Source organism: Leptolyngbya sp. BL0902, assembly GCF_016403105.1.
GTDB lineage: Bacteria > Cyanobacteriota > Cyanobacteriia > Phormidesmidales > Phormidesmidaceae > Nodosilinea.
Window position 1 is genome coordinate 365,411 of sequence record NZ_CP046155.1, and the last position, 19,867, is coordinate 385,277.

At 56.2% G+C, this 19,867-nt stretch carries 22 protein-coding genes and 1 pseudogene; 8 read left to right on the plus strand and 15 right to left on the minus strand.

The window, feature by feature from the left end; genetic code table 11:
• Positions 1–102 precede the first annotated feature (102 nt).
• Positions 103–1,458, minus strand: coding sequence for an 8-oxoguanine deaminase (locus GFS31_RS01645; RefSeq protein WP_198806579.1), 1,356 nt, complete (start codon positions 1,456–1,458; stop codon positions 103–105).
• A 221-nt stretch (positions 1,459–1,679) separates the two neighbouring features.
• Here GFS31_RS01645 and GFS31_RS01650 point away from each other — a divergent pair, with 221 nt between their 5' ends.
• The 4 genes from GFS31_RS01650 to GFS31_RS01665 all read left to right on the plus strand — a co-directional run bounded on the left by GFS31_RS01650 (position 1,680) and on the right by GFS31_RS01665 (position 3,512).
• Positions 1,680–2,261 carry a TrmH family RNA methyltransferase gene (locus GFS31_RS01650; protein ID WP_225907530.1) on the plus strand — a complete coding sequence of 194 codons (582 nt, stop codon included), beginning with the start codon at positions 1,680–1,682 and terminating at the stop codon, positions 2,259–2,261.
• Positions 2,262–2,322: 61 nt separating this feature from the next.
• Complete coding sequence (locus GFS31_RS01655) at positions 2,323–2,604, plus strand: 2TM domain-containing protein (RefSeq protein ID WP_198806580.1); 282 nt, start codon at positions 2,323–2,325, stop codon at positions 2,602–2,604.
• Between the two features lie 2 nt (positions 2,605–2,606).
• On the plus strand, positions 2,607–2,912 hold the full coding sequence (locus GFS31_RS01660; RefSeq protein WP_198806581.1) for a DUF3181 family protein: 306 nt from the start codon (positions 2,607–2,609) through the stop codon (positions 2,910–2,912).
• Positions 2,913–3,011: 99 nt separating this feature from the next.
• On the plus strand, positions 3,012–3,512 hold the full coding sequence (locus GFS31_RS01665) for a DUF2165 family protein (protein WP_198806582.1): 501 nt from the start codon (positions 3,012–3,014) through the stop codon (positions 3,510–3,512).
• A gap of 80 nt (positions 3,513–3,592) precedes the next feature.
• On the opposite strand, the gene GFS31_RS01670 is transcribed toward GFS31_RS01665, so the two are convergent.
• The 5 genes from GFS31_RS01670 to GFS31_RS01690 all read right to left on the minus strand — a co-directional run bounded on the left by GFS31_RS01670 (position 3,593) and on the right by GFS31_RS01690 (position 7,142).
• Entirely contained in the window at positions 3,593–3,835 is a 243-nt protein-coding gene (locus GFS31_RS01670; protein ID WP_198806583.1) for a hypothetical protein, read from the minus strand.
• 71 nt (positions 3,836–3,906) lie between these two features.
• Positions 3,907–5,181: an MFS transporter gene (locus GFS31_RS01675; protein WP_198806584.1), complete on the minus strand. Its 1,275-nt coding sequence runs from the start codon at positions 5,179–5,181 to the stop codon at positions 3,907–3,909.
• Between the two features lie 48 nt (positions 5,182–5,229).
• Positions 5,230–5,979, minus strand: coding sequence for an antibiotic biosynthesis monooxygenase (locus tag GFS31_RS01680; RefSeq protein ID WP_198806585.1), 750 nt, complete (start codon positions 5,977–5,979; stop codon positions 5,230–5,232).
• A 180-nt stretch (positions 5,980–6,159) separates the two neighbouring features.
• Complete coding sequence (locus GFS31_RS01685; protein WP_225907531.1) at positions 6,160–6,927, minus strand: hypothetical protein; 768 nt, start codon at positions 6,925–6,927, stop codon at positions 6,160–6,162.
• Complete coding sequence (locus tag GFS31_RS01690; protein WP_198806586.1) at positions 6,927–7,142, minus strand: hypothetical protein; 216 nt, start codon at positions 7,140–7,142, stop codon at positions 6,927–6,929. Before GFS31_RS01690 ends, GFS31_RS01685 begins: the two co-directional genes overlap by 1 nt.
• Positions 7,143–7,291: 149 nt before the next feature.
• Here GFS31_RS01690 and GFS31_RS01695 point away from each other — a divergent pair, with 149 nt between their 5' ends.
• Together GFS31_RS01695 and psbA are read left to right on the plus strand one after the other, a co-directional pair.
• Positions 7,292–7,687 (plus strand): c-type cytochrome, encoded by a 396-nt coding sequence (locus GFS31_RS01695; protein ID WP_263974879.1) that lies wholly within the window; start codon positions 7,292–7,294, stop codon positions 7,685–7,687.
• A 354-nt stretch (positions 7,688–8,041) separates the two neighbouring features.
• Positions 8,042–9,103, plus strand: a complete 1,062-nt coding sequence (psbA, locus tag GFS31_RS01700) for a photosystem II q(b) protein (protein WP_198806588.1) — start codon at positions 8,042–8,044, stop codon at positions 9,101–9,103.
• 511 nt (positions 9,104–9,614) lie between these two features.
• Here the strand turns inward: psbA and GFS31_RS01705 are convergent.
• The 6 genes from GFS31_RS01705 to rpmH form a co-directional block, all read right to left on the minus strand.
• Positions 9,615–10,157: a YceD family protein gene (locus tag GFS31_RS01705; RefSeq protein ID WP_198806589.1), complete on the minus strand. Its 543-nt coding sequence runs from the start codon at positions 10,155–10,157 to the stop codon at positions 9,615–9,617.
• A 9-nt stretch (positions 10,158–10,166) separates the two neighbouring features.
• Complete coding sequence (locus GFS31_RS01710; RefSeq protein WP_198806590.1) at positions 10,167–10,673, minus strand: protein jag; 507 nt, start codon at positions 10,671–10,673, stop codon at positions 10,167–10,169.
• A 5-nt stretch (positions 10,674–10,678) separates the two neighbouring features.
• Positions 10,679–11,830 (minus strand): membrane protein insertase YidC, encoded by a 1,152-nt coding sequence (gene yidC, locus GFS31_RS01715; protein ID WP_198806591.1) that lies wholly within the window; start codon positions 11,828–11,830, stop codon positions 10,679–10,681.
• A 126-nt stretch (positions 11,831–11,956) separates the two neighbouring features.
• Positions 11,957–12,352 (minus strand): PH domain-containing protein, encoded by a 396-nt coding sequence (locus tag GFS31_RS01720; RefSeq protein ID WP_198806592.1) that lies wholly within the window; start codon positions 12,350–12,352, stop codon positions 11,957–11,959.
• Positions 12,339–12,749, minus strand: coding sequence for a ribonuclease P protein component (rnpA, locus tag GFS31_RS01725; RefSeq protein ID WP_198806593.1), 411 nt, complete (start codon positions 12,747–12,749; stop codon positions 12,339–12,341). The genes GFS31_RS01720 and rnpA overlap by 14 nt, the downstream gene beginning before the upstream one ends.
• 98 nt (positions 12,750–12,847) lie before the next feature.
• Positions 12,848–12,985, minus strand: coding sequence for a 50S ribosomal protein L34 (rpmH, locus tag GFS31_RS01730; protein ID WP_072015962.1), 138 nt, complete (start codon positions 12,983–12,985; stop codon positions 12,848–12,850).
• Between the two features lie 206 nt (positions 12,986–13,191).
• On the opposite strand from rpmH, the gene rseP reads away from it, so the two are divergent.
• Positions 13,192–14,283: an RIP metalloprotease RseP gene (rseP, locus tag GFS31_RS01735; protein ID WP_198806594.1), complete on the plus strand. Its 1,092-nt coding sequence runs from the start codon at positions 13,192–13,194 to the stop codon at positions 14,281–14,283.
• 35 nt (positions 14,284–14,318) lie between these two features.
• Entirely contained in the window at positions 14,319–14,981 is a 663-nt protein-coding gene (gene nth, locus GFS31_RS01740; protein ID WP_198806595.1) for an endonuclease III, read from the plus strand.
• A gap of 349 nt (positions 14,982–15,330) precedes the next feature.
• Here nth and tsf read toward each other — a convergent pair.
• From tsf to clpB, 3 genes and pseudogenes are all read right to left on the minus strand, one after another.
• Positions 15,331–15,981 (minus strand): annotated as a pseudogene (tsf, locus tag GFS31_RS01745) (translation elongation factor Ts); the annotation flags it as partial.
• 166 nt (positions 15,982–16,147) lie between these two features.
• Positions 16,148–16,924 carry a 30S ribosomal protein S2 gene (rpsB, locus tag GFS31_RS01750; RefSeq protein ID WP_198806597.1) on the minus strand — a complete coding sequence of 259 codons (777 nt, stop codon included), beginning with the start codon at positions 16,922–16,924 and terminating at the stop codon, positions 16,148–16,150.
• 226 nt (positions 16,925–17,150) lie between these two features.
• Positions 17,151–19,766: an ATP-dependent chaperone ClpB gene (clpB, locus tag GFS31_RS01755; RefSeq protein WP_198806598.1), complete on the minus strand. Its 2,616-nt coding sequence runs from the start codon at positions 19,764–19,766 to the stop codon at positions 17,151–17,153.
• Positions 19,767–19,867 lie beyond the last annotated feature (101 nt).

Genomic DNA, 19,867 nt, shown 5'->3' on the forward strand with positions numbered 1-19,867 from the left:
TAACCCCCCATATCAATTCAGACTTCGACAAGCTCAGTCCGAGCGGGATTGGTTTTTAAATTCGGAGGTAAGCCGCCGGGATTATGAAGCTGTGCTCTAGGGCTAATCCGCCAACTGCTGGGCGAGGGCTTGGTGACGACGCAGCAGAGCCGTTCCATCTAGGGTTAGCAGACCATCGGGGCTAAGGACGGTTTTGCCGTGGATGACGCTGTAGTCTACCCGGTCGATGGGGCAGAAAATTAGGGCGGCCACAGGGTCGTAGGCGCTGCCGGAGAGGGTGAGGCGATCTAGGTTGACGGCCACAAAGTCGGCGGCCATGCCGGGGGCCAAAGCTCCAATGTCGTCGCGCCCCAGCACCCGTGCGCCGCCCAGGGTAGCCAGTTCTAGGGCTTCGCGGGCGGTGAGGGCCGAGGGGTCTTCCTCCCGCACCCGTGCCATCAGGAAAGCGAGACGGGCTTCCCCCAGCAGATGGCTACCGTCGTTGGAGGCCGACCCATCCACCCCTAACCCCACGGGCACCTTATGGTTCAGCATTTTGCGAATGGGGGCCATGCCGCTGGCCAGCCGCATGTTGCTACAGGGGCAGTGGGCCACCCCCGTCCCGGTTTGGCCAAAGCTGTGGATGGCGCGGTCGTCGAGTTTGACGCAGTGGGCGTGCCACACATCTTCCCCCAGCCAGCCCACGGAGGCGGCATAGTCCCCCGGTGTGAGGCCGAAGGTTTGCAGGCTGTACTCCACGTCGCTGTTGTTTTCGGCTAGGTGGGTATGCAGCCGCACCCCAGGGTAGGATCGGGCCAGGGCGGCGGATTCCTTCATCAACTCTGGGGACACGCTGAAGGGGGAGCAGGGGGCCAGGGTGATGCGCACCATGGCGTAGCGCTGGTTATCGTGGTATTGCTCAATCAACCGCTGGGAGTCCTTCAGGATGGCGGCCTCTTCCTCCACAATGGAATCCGGCGGCAGTCCCCCCTTGCTTTCGCCCACGCTCATACTGCCCCGGCTGGCGTGGAAGCGTAGGCCGATTTCCTGCACCGCTTCGATTTCGTCATCCAAGCGGCAACCGTTGGGGAATAGATAAAGATGGTCGCTGGCGGTGGTGCAGCCGGAATAGATCAACTCCGCCGCCGCCACCTGGGCACTGAGGCGAATTGCCTCCGGGGTCAGCCGCTGCCAGAGGGGATAGAGGGAACTGAGCCAGTTGAACAGGGCGGAATTTTGGGCACCGGGCACCACCCGCGTTAGGGTTTGGAAAAAGTGGTGGTGGGTGTTCACCAATCCGGGCAGCACCAGGTGATTTTCCAGATCCATCATCCGATCCGCCGTTTGGGGCAGGGTTTCCGTTGGCCCCACCTGCTCGATGACGTGATCGCGAATGAACAGCCCGCCGCCCCGAAGCTCCCGCCGCTGGCCGTCCATGGTAATCAGCGTGTGGCAGTTTTTGACAAGCAGGGTGGACATAGCAGGCCGATCCTTAATGGGTTGCGTAATACCCATAGAAGCAGGATGGAGCAACCACTCGGACGGCTTCGGGGCATCACAGAAATCAGCCCCATAGTAATCTGAGGACATGGGTGGAGGGGCGTCAGGTGATACAGATTCATGGGACTTTTCCTGCGGGCGGATAGCTAATTGAATGCCCGACCTCATAGCCGCGCCCTCCTAATCAAATGCCCAACGCCGTGTCCTCCCATGCTGTGCCCAACCTCGCGATGAACCCTCGACAGCAGCGCTATTCCCAGTTACCCCGGCATCCGCTGGTGTTGTGTGCCAGTTTGGTAGGAAATCCCATGAATTTGGGAGCCCTCTGCCGCACCGCAGAAGCCTGTCGTCTCGAAAGCCTGGTGCTACCGGATGTGGGAATTATCGAGGAGCGGCAATTTCGGCGGGTGGCGGTGACAACCCACCACTGGCAACCCCTGCAAGCCTGCGCCCCAGCACATCTGATCCCTTGGCTGGAGGCCCAGCGGGAGCGAGGCTACACCCGTCTGGCCCTAGCCTGCGATAATCAGGCCCAATCCCTGATGACTGCGACCTTTCCCCAGCGAGCGGTGCTGCTGTTGGGGCGAGAACTAACGGGCATTCCGGCGGAGTTGCTGGCCCAGTGCGATCAAACTCTGGTGATCCCCCAGTACGGTTTGGTGGATTCCCTCAATGTGCAAACCGCCGCCGCCATGGCCGTTTACGAATACCTGCGCCAGTGGGGACTGGATCCATTCCCCAGGGGCAATGGGGGCGACCCCGCGAACGCATCCCCGCAATAACCCATCTCCCTAAACGGACAAGCCCCCTTAAAATAGAAGCGTCCGTTTCAACTGTGTGACTATGCCGCCCCGCTGGCCCCGTAAACCCACCCGCGAAGATCCCGCCTATCGCCGCCTAGAAGACCGCATCAACTTTGCGGTGCATGTGGCCGCGTTCATTGCCGTTAACTCTGGCCTGTGGTTCTTCCACACCCTCAACCCGGCCTGGGTTGGCTGGGTGCAGTGGTTTACCCTGGCGTGGTTGCCCCTGCTGGTGGGTAACGGCGTTTATATCTTCGCCATTGCCGACTATTCCCCCGCTCCCCTGTCCCCCGTAGAATCTACCGACCCAGGAGACGCCTAACCATGAGTGCTGGCACCAGTCGAGCCATTGAAGAATTTGCCGCCGCCATTGGCGACCGGGCCTACATTGATGTGGCCAAGTGGCATTTGTACCTGGGCGATGCCAAGCTGCACACCGCCCTCGCCGAAGCCCTCTATCCCCTCATTGACGATGGCAGTTTTACCGAAGTCGCCCTCGCCAACACCTTGGCCCAAATTTCCGTACCCCTGGGCGGCGGCAAAAAGACCGTTTCCTTAGCAGATCTCATCCCTGCCGCCAGTCAGGCGGATTTACTCCGCGCCATCGAGGACTACCAGCGAGATCGGTAATCCTAGGCGACAACGACCCTGTCTCCTGATTTTGCCTATTCCCTAGGGCCAGTCAGGGTTAGTCTGATGATTTGGGTGCCCCATGCGCCGAGGTAGGCTATGGCTGTTCGGTTATCCAAAATTGCGCTGGTTGCGGCCATCGGGCTGCTGGCCTTGGTCATTGTGGTGAACAACCTCACGGACTACAACACCAATTTTCAGTATGTCTACCATGTGCTGTCTATGGATACGATCTTTGCCGACAGCACCCTCACCTGGCGGGCGATTCGTGCGCCAGCCCTCCAGCACGCCGCCTACGCCCTGATCATCGCCACTGAGGCGACCATTGCCACCCTCTGCTTGGTGGGGGCAGGGCGGTTGTTGCAAACCCTCCAGGCGTCAGGGCAACGGTTCAACCAAGCTAAGGCCATGGCCACCTATGGGCTGACCTTGGCCTTTTTGTTCTGGTTTGTGGGATTTATGGTGCTGGGGGGAGAGTGGTACGCCATGTGGCAGTCCCCCGATTGGAATGGGCAACAGCCCGCCTTTCGCTTCATCGGCTGCGTTGGGCTGGTGCTGATCTACCTGAGCCAGTCCGATCCTGACGTTCCTACCGACTAGCCGAATCCCAGCCAAGGGCACCGCCCAGTTTACGCAAACCCGCCTCGCCAGAGAATCGGATCACCCTGGGCCAGTGGTTATCAGCTCAAGCTTTGCACAAAGCGCATGGCTAACTGCGGCAGGTGGCTAATCTCAAACCAGAGCTGTTTTGGGGCGATGCCAAAGAGGTATTGCAAGCCCAAAACAATCGCCACGAGACCCAAAATCGACCCGGCCCCCACCCTAAACACTTGGAAAATCAGCCGAAAGGCCAGCACCACCACGGCCACCGCCGCCACCAGCAACACCAACTGAGAATCAACCCCGCCAAACACTGGACTCATGGTTCACCTAACGACAATCATCAACATCACTTAGGCTCAACGCCCTACCAACCGTCAAGATACCCGATTCCCTAGGCCGTGCCCTCGCCTTCAGAGGGTTGCAGGGCCGTGCGCGTATGCAAGACTTCAAAGGCCCACAGCAGCGCCAAGCACACCGATACACTCATGGCCACCACCAGCCAGAAGCGATGGGCGATGAGCGGTGATTGATCCATGGCCCACCCCCCCAGCAGCGGGCCGATGAAGTAGCCAATCGTCCAGCATTGAGAACTCACGGCCACGTAGGTAGCCCGCAGATTAGGGGGGGCGAGGTCAGACACGGTGGCCACAAAAAAGGGCTTGTAGGCCACGGATGCTAGGGACAGTAAACATAGAGCCACAATAGCCCAGATAAATTGGCCCTCCGCAAAGGTGCCCGCCGCCCACAATAGCGCAAAGCCAAAGGCCCACAGCACCATAGCTCCCATCAACACGAAAATTCGCCGCAGGGGGGTCAGCAGGCTGGTGGTGGGAATTTGCAGCACCGCCCCCACCCCGATGTAGCACCCCGTGAACAACCCCGCCGTGCTGCCCACAGACACCCCAGGGATGGGATCGCTTCCGGCCACAAAGTTCGTGAAATAGAGCGGGATCGTGCTGCTGACCAGGGCAACGTAGGTGGTAAAAAACACGTTGGCCAGCATGAACACCAGCAGCACCCTGTCCTTCAGGGCCGCAACCATACCCTGCCCAGATCGTTCGTGCGGGGAACGACTGGGGTAGTCGCTGGTCATCAAAACCTGAATCAGCAGGCCAAACAGGGCAAACATCGCCCCACAGCCCCCAAACAGCAGCGTGGGCGATTCATCCACCCAGGTCAGCAAGGCGCTTCCCCCCAGCACCCCCAAGCCAATGCCGATGTATTCTGCCACGCCCATTACCGCAAAGGCTTGGCTGCGGTCTTCAGAGGTCGTAGCGTCCATCACCGCTGCCCCGGAGGCCGTCCAATAACAACCGAGGCTAATCCCCAGCATCATGCTGGCCAAGGTTAACAGCCAGAGAGACTGGGCCACCATCAACATCAGGGCCACGACAGCCCCGCTTGCCGCCGCCAGAGACAGCACCACCTTGCGCCCAAACCGGGGCGAGTCCGCCAGGGTGGCCCCCACAAAATGCCCACCCACTTCCGTGATGGCACAGAGGCTGAGGGCAAACCCCACGGCAGTCGCCGACAGCCCCACCTGATTCACAAACAAAATCGGGATGTAAAAGTTTAGGAGTCCGTAGCTAACCTGTATCAGGAATCGCCCTAGGGCCTGAACCTGAACCTGTCGATTCGATAGCTGCAAGGCCGAGGAGACATCCATCGCACACCAAAAAAACGCGGGGCAGCGGGCGGGAAGACATAGCGATATCTAATGAATTTCGCTAAATACAAATACCATAGCCACCATAGCCGCGATGGTAAAGGTGGCCCCCACGAGGTCAATGCCCATGGAGGCCCGACGGTGAGCGGGTTGGAGCCAAAAATCTAGGATGCGCATCACCATCGGCATGACTACCAAGGTCAGAATGCAGGTGGTGATCAGGTTTTTGACCAGCATGGCGCTAGCCGGATCCCAGGATTTCATCAGGTCGAAGGCGTCAATCACCGCGTCCTGAATCATGATCACCGGGTACAGGCCCAGCACCACCGTAAGAATCTGCTTCCACGCCGGAGGGCCAAGCCCCGTCAGCTCGTTACCAGAATGGTGGGAAAACCAACCCTCCAAACCCGTCTCAAAGGATTTGAACTTGTAGGACTGGAATAACCCTCGCCCCACCTTCAGCAGTGCGTCCCGTTCTGGCGACAGCAGCCAACGGTTGAGGTGATCGGGCTGCTCAAAGTGCACCACCGAATACCACTTCAGCACGCCTCCCTGACAGGGAAGCGGACGGTGGCGGTCAGCTCGGATAAACCCTGGAAACGCCTGCGCCGCATGAACCAGGCTGCGGTGCCATGCACGAAACGCCCAGCTTTTTTCCTGGGGCACTGTGTACTCAATCACTACGCTGGAATAGGGCACCTGATCGGCCTCAGCGACCTGGGTCAGTCGCGCCATCGATCCTTGCCACATCGGCATGAATTGATCGATGGCAACCCGCCCTAGGGCTATCAGAGTCATCAGGGCTTGGACTGCTGCTGTGCCCCATCGGTGCGACCAGCGAACTAGACCGTCAATATCCAAGCCTCCAGAACAATGTGGGTCGTTGGCCAGAGGGGCTTTCAAGCTATTTCTGATGGAGTTGTATGCTGTATACATTGATTGACTCCAGCTTGGTTCCAGAAGCTAGTATGCCCATCCCTACAGGTCGAGTTTCTGTAGCCAATTAAACAAAACAACGTAGAAAATCAGGAGGCTCAATACAATTCCGGCTCCGACCCAATCCACGCGACGAGAGGGGAAGCTGTAGGCCGGACGTAGCCAAAACTTCAGGAATCGCGAGATGCGAGGCATGACCACCCAAGTTAGCAGGGAAGAGGTGATCAGGTTATTCACCAGCATGGCTGTGGGCAAGGGCCAGCCCTGCATCACACCGAGGGCCGAGAACGCCATGCCTTGCAGAATAACCGTAGGATACAGCCCCAGTACCACTGACAAAATCTGTTTCCAGCGAGGCGGGCCTAGGCTGCGGCTAGAGCCACCCTGGATAGAAAACCAGCCCTCCAACCCAGTGGTAAAGGACTTGAAGCGATAAGCTAGAAAGAGGGATTCTCCTTCCTTAAAAAAACGCTGGCGCACCTCAGAGGTCAACCACAAATCGAGCTGACTAGAACTAGCAAAATGAATGATGGAATAGTACTTCATCACGCCATCATCGCAGTCGAGGGGTGTCCCTAAATCTGCTCTAAGAAAGCCACTATGGTACTGAGCCGCCTGCCGTAATCGCCCATACCAAGCCTCAAAAGCCTCTGCCTTGGGCCTTGGGACAATGTACTCCATCACAGAGCTGGTGTAGAAATGTTTGTGGTGAGGTGCAGTCTCCTCAGCGGTTTTTAGCCGACCCAGCTCTCGGCGAGCGAATTGCTGAACGCGGAATGGCTGAGACCGAGACTGATGAAAATAATCCATTAGTAGTGAAAAAAGAGGGCGCGGGTAGCGAAGAAGCCCGCGATCACAAGCACCCACAGAAGCCGCTGCTTGATACTTTTTAGCTCCGCCAAAATTGCTTCAGCCTGTTCTTGGGTTATGGACGCCTGGGCTACCTCGGCCCGGTCTGGCCCAGGGCTTTCTGCCGCCGCATCTGAGACTCTAGGGTCTGGCGGTTGCGGATTTGAAGCGGTCATTACCAGATTATCTCCTCTACAGGGCAGGGCTAGAGCCATTGTAGCGGGTCAGAATTGTCCCCTTGAATTCTTAAAAATCTCTAGGGAATGTCAGAAGTTTTCATTAAAGTGCGTAACATTATATGTATGTAGGCGCAATATCCATCGCAGTGACCTTGGCACCCGAAACCCTGAAAGATCAAGTTGACGACCTAGGCCCGCTGTTACGACGAGCTGCCCTGATCCTAGTCGCCCTGTTTGTGGCCATTGGCCTGGGTCTGGGCCTGGTGCGCTATATCCAGGCCGCAGACCCCTATATTCATGAAGTCTTGAGTCTTGAGGGCAATATCAGTCAAGGCGAAGCTATCTTCAAGATGAACTGCGCTGTCTGCCATGGCTTTGAAGCCACTGGAGAAGTGGGGCCAACCCTAGTCCGCGTCTCTGACCACCGCACCAAGGTCAGCCTCATAAAACAGGTTATTAGTGGCCAAACCCCCCCCATGCCTCAGTTTCAGCCTGATCCCCAGGCCATGGCCGATCTTCTAGGCTACCTAGAAAGCCTGTAAGCGCTGCCTGCTTTTGGATCGGCAGCATCCCCCGTTGGCGGCATCGGTCAGTCCTATGAACCAGATCCATAACAGGGCAGATAGCCGCTGGCTATGGGTTTTCTCTGGGAATTTATGAGAGGTGGGGGGCTGGGTTATCCGCCCCAAAAGTTGAGACAACCTCAGCCCAACTCCTCTAAATAGGGGTATTTCAGCGATCCGATGACCAGGGTTGGCATCAACACTTAAACTTTACAGAAAATTTTGTTTACAAAACTCTATGTTTCCGTTAAGGTAGAGCCATGCAGTTACACATCGCAACACTGTGGTGAGTGCCTGCATACCTTGACAATAAATACCAAGGACTAATACATCATGACGACGACTCTACAGCGGCGCGAGAGCGCCTCCCTGTGGGAGCAGTTCTGTCAGTGGGTGACCAGCACCGAAAACCGCCTGTACATTGGCTGGTTCGGCGTGCTGATGATCCCCACTCTGCTGGCTGCTACCGCTTGCTTCGTAATCGCCTTCGTTGCTGCTCCCCCCGTGGACATCGACGGCATCCGTGAGCCCGTGGCTGGCTCCCTGATGTACGGCAACAACATCATCTCTGGTGCTGTTGTTCCTTCCTCCAACGCTATCGGTCTGCACTTCTACCCCATCTGGGAAGCGGCTTCCCTGGATGAGTGGCTGTACAACGGTGGCCCTTACCAGCTGGTAATTTTCCACTTCCTCATCGGCGTCTTCTGCTACATGGGTCGTGAGTGGGAACTGAGCTACCGTCTCGGTATGCGCCCCTGGATCTGCGTGGCTTACTCTGCCCCCGTGGCCGCTGCCACCGCCGTGTTCCTGATCTACCCCATCGGTCAAGGCTCCTTCTCGGATGGTATGCCCCTGGGTATTTCCGGTACCTTCAACTTCATGTTGGTGTTCCAAGCGGAGCACAACATTCTGATGCACCCCTTCCACATGATGGGCGTAGCGGCTGTGTTCGGTGGGTCTCTGTTCTCCGCCATGCACGGCTCTCTGGTGACCTCTTCTCTGGTGCGTGAGACCACTGAGACCGAGTCCCAGAACTACGGCTACAAGTTTGGCCAAGAAGAAGAGACCTACAACATCGTTGCAGCCCACGGCTACTTCGGTCGTCTCATTTTCCAATACGCCAGCTTCAACAACTCTCGTTCTCTGCACTTCTTCTTGGGTGCATGGCCCGTCATCGGCATCTGGTTCACCGCTCTGGGCATCAGCACCATGGCGTTCAACCTGAACGGGTTCAACTTCAACCAGTCCATCCTGGATTCTCAGGGTCGTGTGATTGGCACCTGGGCTGACGTGATCAACCGGGCCAACCTGGGTATGGAAGTGATGCACGAGCGCAATGCTCACAACTTCCCCCTCGACCTGGCTACCGCTGAGGCTCCTGAAATCATCGGCTAGTCTTGATTGACGAGTCCATGGGTCAGCTAGCGATAGCTGACTAGGGAAGAGAAAGCGCTCCTCGTAAGGGGGGCGCTTTTTCGTGCAATCAGATGGAAAGCACCTCGCTCAATCAGTGCCAAAATCACAAGCTTGGCTGATGTTCCTGTCGATCCCTAGGCCGCATGCAGAGTAATATGCAGTCTGTTTAACAGCCATGCTACTTGGCTAGACTTCCTATGGATAAAGAGAACAGAGGCCAGTCAACACCAAAGGCTCCCTAAGCAAACCTCATGCTTTAGCCATGCTGCTGCTACTTATCTGTCTATCTGCCCATAGCTCGGGCTATCTACCCATAGCTCGGGATCGAACTGGGTAGCACTGGCCAGCTACGAACATACTTTATGGTTTTGCTGTAGCAGATCTGCTGCTTGTCAGGGAGATTCAGAAGCCTAGGGCCATCGATCTGAGCCTATCTAGGCTAGCGATAGACCGTTAGTGGGATTGAGTAGGGACGGGGAGACCGCAAGCCCTAAACTCCTTCTTCAGAGGATGATTCTGGCTGTATCTGGCGTTGAAGTTGGGCCAGAATAGACCACCGTTGATCGAGGGGAGCGGCGCTCTGGCCAGCCGTGTTATCTTCAGGGGCGTCAATGCCGGGGCAATCTGAATCGCACAACTGGCGCTGGGGTAGAGCCAAGCAAATCTGCTCGTAGATCCAGGTGGCTGGATCAAAGTAGCCCGTTGGAGGCAGCGTCTCGGTCAAGTCCTCCATGGCCACCTCACGCTCTAGGGGCAGCGTAGCGGGATCAGGATTGGCCTGGAGCCAAATCAGTTCTTCCGGGGCAATGGCAACCCGATGGTTGTAGTGCTTTAGGCAGCGGTGGCAGGTGAGGGTGACAATGGTTTCTGCCCACCCCTTCACTGTGAGAAAGGTGGACTGGTGGGTAATCTGAATTTCGGCCCGTACGGGAGTCAGGGTCTCTAGGTCAGGCAGATGATCCTCTATTTCCAGGGTGAGGGTCTTTTCGGGCTGTTGCAGCAGTTGGGGAATGTATACCCTATCCGTATCCATGGCGCTACCTTAAGCTTCGTTCGGCACCTCGGAGACCAGACACACCACCAGTCGCCGATCAGGCTCCTTCCCTCGACTGTAGGTAGAGAGACCGTCCTGAGCTTTCAGAAAGTGGTGGAGTTGTCGGCGCTCCGCAGAGGACAGTCCTTTTAACTCGTACTCTTGACCACTGGCAAGCACCTGCTCAGCTGCTGTCATGGCCATGGCTTTGAGTTCACCGAGGCGTTTGGCCCGGTAGCCAGCTAGTTCTAGGGTAAAGGCTTGCTGCTCGTCATGGCCCTTACCTAGGTTGAGGGTGGTATTGGCCAGGTACTGAAGGGAATCGAGCACCGATCCCCCTTCCCCAATCAGAGTTTGCACCTGTTCGGGGGTGAGTCCTTCCTCAGAGATTGTGAGCCAGCAGCTATGGCCAGCTTCGTCTTCGACTAGTTCAGCCGTCACGGTGGCTGCTAAACCCTGGAGGGCCAACAGGTTGGTGAGCCACTCAATGCCAGCGTTATGTCCTGCGTCCTCCATGGTGCCTATGCCTTTTTCTTCTTGGCCCGCCCCGGTTCAAAGGGCAGGGTTTTCCGATCATCAATGTCTGCCTTGCGGGTCTCGGCGTCCACAATTTTTTGCAGATTTTCCGGCAGGGGCTCGCGGGACAGAATGAAGGTTTGCAGGGTTTGGAAGATGTTGGCAATTACCATGTACATCAACACCCCAGCGGGCAAGGGAAAGAATAGGAACATCCCTGAAAAAATGACCGGGGTAAACTTGTTGACGGCATTCTGCTGAGGATTGTCGGAGGTAGCCCCTTGGCCAGATAGGACTTGGTTGAGATAGAGGCTAGCCCCGAAGGCCAGAATCATCGCCAGAATGTCCCAATGGATAGCGCCGTTGTCGCCCGTAACACCCACGCGGCCCAGGGCTTCAATGAAGAGGAAGCCTTTGTTGGAGGCGAGACCGGGCACGTAGACCTTGATGGAGGCTTCTCCGGGGGCAACTGCCGTCACATGACCGTCCTGATCCACTTCGATGATGCCTTCTCCCTTGGTGATTTCCCACCGGGGCTGAACATCCTCAGAAGCGTCTTGGTGGTACTCGGCGATTAGGGCATCAATGGGCTGACCTTCAGCGGTTTGGAGGCGAACATCGGTTTTTTCGCCCACCACCAGCTTGTTACCACCAGGAACCACCGCCGCAATAGGGAAGTGAGACCCATCGGAGACGTAGATGGCCTTGGGGGAAGTGCTAAAGATTTGGGGCTGGATTTGCTCGACTTTCTCCTGGGGGAAAACCTGGAAGTTGACGTCGTAGGCGATATCAGAGAACGGCGATCCCCGCAGGGTGGCAAACAGGGCAAAGAGGACGGGCATCTGCACCAGCACCGGGAAGCAGCCCGCTAGGGGGTTGCCAAACTCTTTGTAGACCTTGCCCATCTCCTCTTGGAGCTTGGCCGGATCGTCTTTATAACGGTCTTGGATTTCCTTCACCCGCTTTTGCATCAGCGGTTGAGCCACCCGCATTCGGCGCATATTGCGAATTGACCCAGCATTGAGGGGATAGAGGGCAAAGCGAATGACCAAGGTGAGGGCCACAATCGCAAGGCCGTAGCTGGGCACAATCCCGTAGAAAAAGTCCAGGATCGGCAACATGATGTTGTTCGACAGAAATCCAATACCAAAATCCATGGGCACCTAACCCCGCTAGGGGAATACAACGTCAATGGGCTCAGTTACTTAATCTACCCTACTTACTTGCCCCTGCCCCGATCTAAACGGTGCGGGGTACCGTAAGACCGAGGCAAAAAATATGGCCTAGTTGCTACCAACGGCTCCGCTGACGGCTTGGGCTTGGGGAGAGATCTTCTCGTTGATGTACTCGTAGATCTCACGGAAGCGAGGCATGGCCCGCAGTTCCAGGCGGCTACCGTCCTTGAGGGTAATCACCATGTCGCCCCAGAGACCAATGCCCCGGGGAACGGTGACGATTTTGCGAATTTCGGAGTAAATAATGTCGGTGCGATCCTGCCCCTTCCAGCCCCCGGTGACGGAAATGCGGCGGTTGGTAATGCGGTAACGCAGCCATAGGGCGCGGGTGATGGCTCCCACCGTTAGAGGAATGCAGATGATGGTAAAGGCAAGCAGGCCGTTGATGATCAGATCGCCAATGTGAGGGCCACCCTCGTAGAACACGTCTTCACGAATGCCCATAGAAAACCTCTAACTGGGTAAAGAGCTGTTTTAATTCTTGCAAAAAATCGCCATATTCGCACTGTTCTGCCCCCGGTCGCAGGTTGATGACCACCCACACCTGGGGCTGTAACTGCGGCAGTAATTGGGCCATGATGGCGCGAACCTGGCGCTTTAGGCGATTGCGGATTACCGCCCGCTTACTCACCTTTTGGCTGACCACAATGCCCACACGCCTAGACGATTTCTGCACGGACGCCTCTAGGCCAGTCTCAGCAGCTAGGGGCAAGGCCGCATCCTCCAGCGTCGCACTCTTCCAGACGCGGACAACCAGATGACGCGACACCGCCTTATCACCTAGGCGATAGACCTTAGAAATATCGCGGGAACGCCGGAGCCGCTGGTGTTTGGGAAGCACGTAGGAATGTAGGGAAGAGATTGACAATAAAGACGCGTCAAAACCTGCCCCTAAGTATCGGTAGAGGCAGGTTACTCAAGGCAGACACAGGGGTTAGCCTAGACAGCTAATTTGGCCCGACCCTTACGCCGACGGGCTTTGATCACGTTTTGGCCAGTGTGGGAGCGCATCCGAGCCCGGAAGCCGGAGGTTCTCTTTTGTTTGCGGTTGGTTCCTTCTAGGGTGCGCTTGCTCATCGGGCTACCTCAGTCTCGCTAGTCTAAAATGCTTCAAAAGTCACAGGTTTTTTATCATAGCATGGCTTACCCAGCCCCAAGATGTCCAATCCTAAGAACTGAATCATAAAAATCACGCCATGGCCACGGCAATCGATCTTGCCCTCCCATTCAGGGCCGTGGTGAACGCTAGAATAGGGAAACTGTTGTCACCTGCCGGGTAGCCTATGTCCGTTTTTGCTGCAATCGCCGTCATTGCTCTGTTGGTAGCCGTCCACGAAGCAGGACACTTTTTGGCGGCAAGGCTCCAGGGTATTCACGTCAATCGTTTTGCCATCGGCTTTGGGCCAATTTTGTGGAAATTTCAGGGTGCCCAAACAGAATATTCCCTGCGGGCGATTCCCCTGGGCGGGTTTGTAGGCTTTCCCGATGATGACCCGGACAGCGAAATTCCGCCGAACGATCCTAACCTGCTCCGCAATCGGCCCATCCTCGACCGGGCCATTGTGATTAGTGCTGGGGTGATTGCCAACCTGGTGTTCGCTTATCTGGTGTTTGTGGCTCAGTTCACCACGGTGGGCATTCCCGAAACCTTTGATCCTCAACCCGGCATTGTGGTGCCCCAGGTGGTTTCAGAAACCTCGCCCGCCGCCCAAGCGGGTCTCCGTTCTGGGGATATTCTGCTGTCCGCCAACGGTGAACCCCTCGGCAGCGGCGAAAACACGATTCCAGAATTTATTCAACTGATTAAAGACAGCGCCAACCGCCCGGTCGATTTAACCGTGCAGCGGGGTAGCCGGGAACTGGATCTCACCGTCACCCCCGTCCCTGGCCCCGATGGCAACGCGGTGATTGGGGTGCAGCTCCAGCCCAATGGCGACTTTGGCTATCGTCGCCCCACCGGGCCGATTGAGGTCATTACCCTGGCGGCCAAGCAGTTCCAAGACATGCTGGTGCGGACGGTCAGCGGCTTTATGATGCTGGTGACAAACTTTGGCGAAATGGCCAACCAAGTGGCTGGCCCGGTCAAAATTGTGGAGCAAGGGGCGGGGCTGGCGGAATCCAATCTGGCCATGCTGTTTCCCTTTACGGCCATCATCAGCATTAACCTGGCCATTATCAACATCCTGCCGCTGCCCGCTTTGGATGGTGGCCAACTGGCGTTTTTGCTGGTAGAAGCTCTGCGCGGCAAGCCCCTATCCGATCGTCTGCAAGAAAATGTGATGCAGACGGGGCTAGTGCTGCTGCTGGGGCTAGGGGTGTTTCTGATTGTGCGCGACACTACCCAGCTTGAGATTTTCCAAAACCTGCGTCAGTAAAGTTGCGTTAGCCAGCTAGATCGTTCACTCCATCCGTGCCTACTACCCGCCGTCCTCCCAAAAAGCAGCGTGCCTTGGAGATTTTGAGTCGGCTCAAGGATCTCTACCCCGAAGCCCCCTGCTCCCTTGATTTTGAGACCACCCTACAACTGATGGTGGCTACAATCCTTTCGGCCCAGTGTACGGATGCGCGGGTCAACCTGGTGACGCCCGCCCTATTTGCCGCCTATCCCGATGTCTATGCCTTTGCCGAGGCCGATTTGGCCGAATTGGAAGCCCTGATTAAATCCACGGGCTTTTATCGCAATAAGGCTAAGAATATTCGAGCCGCCTGCCAGCGGATTGTTACCGAGTACAACGGTGAAGTTCCTGCCACCATGGAAGACCTGCTGACCCTGCCTGGAGTAGCCCGCAAAACCGCCAACGTTGTTTTGGCCCATGGCTTTGGCATCAACGCCGGAGTGACGGTGGACACCCACGTTAAACGCATCACCAATCGCCTAGGGCTGACCAAACACAGTGACCCCATCCACATCGAGCGCGACTTGATGAAGCTGCTGCCCCAGCCCGACTGGGAAAACTGGTCGATTCGACTGGTCTACCACGGACGAGCGGTGTGCATGGCCCGCAATCCCAACTGCAACGCCTGCACTCTGGCCGACCTATGCCTATCAGCCCCTAAGCTGCCGAGGTCGTAAAAAAGCAACAAAAAAGCTAGTTGACTGACAAAACTTGCCATAACCCAGATTCGTCAAAGGGTCAGGAGACTTGACCCCTCCATGATTCCAATACTGTAGGGGCGCGGTTTTCGCGCCTGGTTCAGAATCTTTTGTCAGTCAACCAGACAAAAAAGAGCAACGGTGAACCCGTTGCTCCTTAATTTAAGTTGCCGATAAATGCCCCACTCTTTGCTCTATCTAGCGATCAAGGCGTGGGGTGGGCTACCTTCTAGCGCTACTTCTTCTTCTTTTTCTTGGCGGTGCCAGCAGCGGCTTCTGACTTTGCTTCAGTCTTTTCTTCGACGGGGGCGGGTGCTTCCTTCTTCAGGCCAGCTTGAGCTGCCACTTCAGCCGCGAAATCGACCTCTTCCTTCTCAATGCCTTCGCCCAACACAAAGCGCTGAAAGCGGCGCACCTGGATATTTTCACCCAGTTGAGCGATGGTTTGCTTGATCAGCTCTTCAATCGAAATGTTTTGGTCTTTGATGTAGGGCTGATCCATCAGGGCCAATTCCTTCAGGCGCTTTTGAATGCGGCCTTCCACAATTTTCTCGCGCATGGCTTCGGGCTTGTTCGCGAGGTCATCGCGGCCCATTTCGATGGATTTTTCTTTGGCAATGGTATCTGCCGGAATCTCATCGACCTTCACATATTCCACGTTGGGGCAGGCCGCGATCTGCATGGCGATGTCGCGGGCCAGGCTTTTGAATTCTTCCCGGCGAGATACGAAGTCGGTTTCGCAGTTTACTTCTACCAGTACACCCACCCGGCTCCCGGTGTGGATGTAGCTCTCGACCAAGCCTTCAGCGGCTACCCGGCCCTCTTTTTTGGAGGCGGAGGCGATACCCTTTTGTCGCAGCCACTCAATGGATTTTTCGATGTCGCCATCGTTTTCCTTCAGGGCTTTTTTGCAGTCCATCATGCCTGCGCCTGTCTGGTCGCGCAGCTCTTTAACCAGCTTTGCAGAAATGTCTGCCATGGTACTTTAACGTCCTAACGCGCTCGTCAACTATACGTAAAAACCCTGGGCGTTGCCCTTATTCAGCTTAAACCCCAGGGGATGGTTCTTCGCAATTTCCCTGTATCCCACGAGCTGAGCCCTATTCCAACCGAGGAACGCCTCAGCCCGTGGAGCATGGATGGATTTAGTTATCGTCGTCGGCAGCGGGAGCATCGTAGCCGTATTCGTCGTCCTCAGCACCGTCGTAGTCTTCGTCATCGTAGTCGCTGACGGACTGACCACCGTGGGAGCCTTCGTAGATGGCATCGGCCAGTTTGCCGAGGATCAGCTTGATGGAACGAATGGCGTCGTCGTTACCGGGGATGGGCACATCCACTAGGTCGGGATCGCAGTTGGTGTCTAGCAGGGAGATGATGGGAATCCCCAGCTTGTGGCACTCGGAAACGGCGTTGTATTCCCGCTTGATGTCTACGATGATGGCCACATCAGGCACCCGGCGCATGGTTTTGATGCCGCCCAGGTACTTTTGCAGTTTTTCTAGCTCGCGCCGCAGTACGGCAGCTTCTTTTTTGGGACGCAGTTCAATGGCCCCGGTTTCTTCCATGCGCTCCAGTTCTTTCAAACGGTCGGCGCGGGATTTGATGGTGGCCCAGTTGGTGAGCATCCCACCCAGCCAGCGCTGGTTCACGTAGTGGGAACCGCAACGAGCCGCCTCTTGGGCAACGATGCCAGCGGCTTGGCGCTTGGTGCCGATGAACAGGAATTTTTGGCCTTTTTCAGCGGCAGAACGGGTGAAGGCGTAGGCTTCTTCGATGAGTTGGGCGGTTTGCACCAGGTCAATGATGTGAACGCCGTTGCGGGAGGTGAAGATGTACTGATCCATCTTCGGGTTCCATCGGCGGGTCTGGTGTCCAAAGTGGACGCCAGATTCTAGTAGCTCAGGGAGCGTAATCACGGGCATTGGGTTTTCTCCTTTCGGGTTTAGCCACCATCCGAATCTGCCCCCAAACTTGGGGAACCCGAAATTTCGGATGTGCGATTTTTACAGCTTTACTAGGGTAGCACAGTGCAAAGCCCAGAAACGAAAGACCCCAGCGTCCTTGGTTCAGGGCATGAGCCTAGCCTCACACCACCTGATAGAACCCTGGGATCTGCGATTGCCTGAGATCAGCGGATCTCGCTGCGATTTAGGCGGTGACGAGTTCGATAGGCAGGCGCTTGAAGGACAGCCGTTCGTTTTCCACATCCACGAAGATGGTGTCACCTTCGCCAAATTCGCCCCGCAGGATAGACTTGGCGATCTGGGTTTCTAGCTCCCGCTGGATGGCCCGCTTTAGGGGACGGGCACCGTAGACGGGGTCGTAGCCCACTTCGGCCAAGAAGTCGAGGGCGGCTTCCGAGAGTTTGACGGCCATCTTGCGGTCGGCCAAGCGCTGCTCTAGCCGCACCACTTGCAGCTTGACGATCTCCCGCAGTTGCGACTTCCGCAGCCCGTGGAAGATGATCATCTCATCCACCCGGTTGAGGAATTCGGGCCGGAAGTTGCCGCGCAGGGCTTCCATCACGCGGGCCTTCATTTCATCGTACTGCTCATCTTCACCCGCCAGATCCAGGATGTACTGGGAACCGATGTTGCTGGTCATGATGATGATGGTGTTTTTGAAGTCCACCGTGCGGCCCTGGGCATCGGTGACACGGCCATCATCGAGGATTTGCAGCATGACGTTGAACACGTCGGGGTGCGCTTTTTCGATTTCGTCAAACAGAATCACCGCAAAGGGACGGCGGCGGATGGCCTCGGTGAGTTGGCCCCCTTCGTCGTAGCCCACGTAGCCGGGAGGAGCCCCAATCAGCCGCGAAACGGCGTGCTTCTCCATGTACTCGGACATGTCGATACGCACCATCGCCTCTTCAGTGTCGAACAGGTAGGCAGCGAGGGCTTTGGCCAGCTCGGTTTTGCCGACCCCGGTGGGGCCAAGGAAAATGAAGCTAGCGATGGGACGGTTCGGGTCAGCCAAGCCCGCCCGCGAACGCTGGATGGCGTCGGCCACAGCGGTAACGGCCTCCTCTTGGCCCACCACCCGCTGATGGAGTTCATCCTCCAGTAGCAAAAGTTTTTGCATTTCCGACTGCACCAGCTTGCTCACGGGAATCCCCGTCCACTTGGAAATAATCTCGGCAATGTCGGCCTCAATGACTTCTTCACGGGTGAGGGAGCGGCCAGACTCCTGCATTTCCGCCATTTTTTCCTCGGCGGATTCAAGCTGGCGTTGCAGTTCCGTTAATTTGCCATACTTCAGTTCAGCGGCTTTGTTGAGGTCGTAGGCGCGTTCCGCCTGCTGAATTTCCACCTCGACCTGATCGATTTTACTCTTGACCGCCTTACGCTCTTCTAGCATGTCCTTTTCCGACTGCCAGAGGGCATTGAGGGTGGTTTGCTGTTCCTTCAGGTCGGCCAGTTCTCGATCTAGGCGTTCCAGCCGTTCCTTGGAAGCACTGTCGCTTTCCTTTTGCAGAGACAACCGCTCCATTTCTAATTGCAGAATCTTACGGTCTACCTCATCCAATTCTTCAGGCTTAGAGGTCACTTCCATCTTGAGTTTGGCAGCAGCTTCATCGACCAAATCGATGGCTTTATCCGGCAAAAAACGGTCGGAAATATAGCGAGTTGAAAGGGTTGCCGCCGCCACCAGGGCACTGTCAGAAATCTTGACGTTGTGGTGAGTTTCGTAGCGATCCTTCAACCCCCGCAGAATAGAAATCGTGTCCTCGACGCTGGGCTGATCCACATACACCTGCTGGAAGCGGCGTTCTAGGGCGGCATCCTTTTCGATGTATTTGCGGTACTCATCTAGAGTAGTGGCACCGATACAGCGTAATTCGCCCCGTGCCAGCATGGGCTTGAGCAGGTTGCCCGCATCCATTGCCCCTTGGGTTGCCCCCGCACCAACGACGGTATGGATTTCATCGATGAATAGAATAATTGTTCCAGCGGAATCGGTGACTTCTTTAAGTACTGCTTTCAGTCGTTCTTCAAATTCGCCGCGATATTTGGCCCCGGCAATCAGCGATCCCATATCGAGGGTAATCAGCTTGCGGTTTTGCAGGGATTCTGGTACATCACCCTTCACAATCCGCTGGGCTAGTCCTTCCGCAATCGCTGTTTTACCTACGCCAGGTTCCCCAATTAGCACCGGGTTATTTTTGGTGCGGCGGGAGAGAATCTGAATGGTGCGGCGAATTTCATCATCCCGGCCAATCACCGGATCGAGTTTGCCTTGGCTGGCGGCTTCGGTGAGGTCGCGCCCGTATTTTTCGAGAGATTGGTACTTGCCTTCAGGGTTTTGATCGGTCACTTTTTGGGTGCCTCGAATAGATTGAATTGCTTGTTTTAGAGTGGCTTCAGTAATGCCGAGGTCTTGGAATAGGCCCTTGCCCAGACGAGCATCTTGGGCGTAGGCCAACACCAGGTGCTCGATGGAAATAAAGTCGTCGCCGTAGTCTTTTTTGTAAGTATCGGCCCGATCCAGCAGGGTGTCTAGGGATTTCCCTAAATACACCGAGGTGCCGCTTCCAGACACTTTGGGCTGGCTGTTGATAAAGGCTTCGGTACGTTCCCGCAGCCGCGACAGATCGGCCCCTAGCTTGGTAAAGATACTGGAGGCGAGGCCATCTTGATTTAGCAGGGCTAGCAGTAAATGTTCACTCTCAATCTGCTGGTGCTGGGATTGTTTGGTCAGATCCTGGGATTGTACAATCGCCTCCCAGGCTTTTTCGGTAAATTGACCTTGGGTAGGTTGCATAGGTTTTGCTCCGGCTAGTTATTTTTCTACAAAGTTCACTATGGTTGCATTGTAGAAAGCTAGGGCTTCCTAATAGGATCGGTGTTCCCCCCGCTCCCCAT

Coding starts and splice junctions, on each gene's coding strand:
- GFS31_RS01645 (WP_198806579.1), bottom strand. CDS start 1,458: ATGTCCACCCTGCTTGTCAAAAACTGCCACACGCTGATTACCATGGAC.
- GFS31_RS01655 (WP_198806580.1), top strand. CDS start 2,323: ATGCCGCCCCGCTGGCCCCGTAAACCCACCCGCGAAGATCCCGCCTAT.
- GFS31_RS01660 (WP_198806581.1), top strand. CDS start 2,607: ATGAGTGCTGGCACCAGTCGAGCCATTGAAGAATTTGCCGCCGCCATT.
- GFS31_RS01665 (WP_198806582.1), top strand. CDS start 3,012: ATGGCTGTTCGGTTATCCAAAATTGCGCTGGTTGCGGCCATCGGGCTG.
- GFS31_RS01670 (WP_198806583.1), bottom strand. CDS start 3,835: ATGAGTCCAGTGTTTGGCGGGGTTGATTCTCAGTTGGTGTTGCTGGTG.
- GFS31_RS01675 (WP_198806584.1), bottom strand. CDS start 5,181: ATGGATGTCTCCTCGGCCTTGCAGCTATCGAATCGACAGGTTCAGGTT.
- GFS31_RS01680 (WP_198806585.1), bottom strand. CDS start 5,979: ATGACTCTGATAGCCCTAGGGCGGGTTGCCATCGATCAATTCATGCCG.
- GFS31_RS01685 (WP_225907531.1), bottom strand. CDS start 6,927: ATGGATTATTTTCATCAGTCTCGGTCTCAGCCATTCCGCGTTCAGCAA.
- GFS31_RS01690 (WP_198806586.1), bottom strand. CDS start 7,142: ATGACCGCTTCAAATCCGCAACCGCCAGACCCTAGAGTCTCAGATGCG.
- psbA (WP_198806588.1), top strand. CDS start 8,042: ATGACGACGACTCTACAGCGGCGCGAGAGCGCCTCCCTGTGGGAGCAG.
- GFS31_RS01705 (WP_198806589.1), bottom strand. CDS start 10,157: ATGGATACGGATAGGGTATACATTCCCCAACTGCTGCAACAGCCCGAA.
- GFS31_RS01710 (WP_198806590.1), bottom strand. CDS start 10,673: ATGGAGGACGCAGGACATAACGCTGGCATTGAGTGGCTCACCAACCTG.
- yidC (WP_198806591.1), bottom strand. CDS start 11,830: ATGGATTTTGGTATTGGATTTCTGTCGAACAACATCATGTTGCCGATC.
- GFS31_RS01720 (WP_198806592.1), bottom strand. CDS start 12,352: ATGGGCATTCGTGAAGACGTGTTCTACGAGGGTGGCCCTCACATTGGC.
- rpmH (WP_072015962.1), bottom strand. CDS start 12,985: ATGAGCAAGCGCACCCTAGAAGGAACCAACCGCAAACAAAAGAGAACC.
- rseP (WP_198806594.1), top strand. CDS start 13,192: ATGTCCGTTTTTGCTGCAATCGCCGTCATTGCTCTGTTGGTAGCCGTC.
- rpsB (WP_198806597.1), bottom strand. CDS start 16,924: ATGCCCGTGATTACGCTCCCTGAGCTACTAGAATCTGGCGTCCACTTT.
- clpB (WP_198806598.1), bottom strand. CDS start 19,766: ATGCAACCTACCCAAGGTCAATTTACCGAAAAAGCCTGGGAGGCGATT.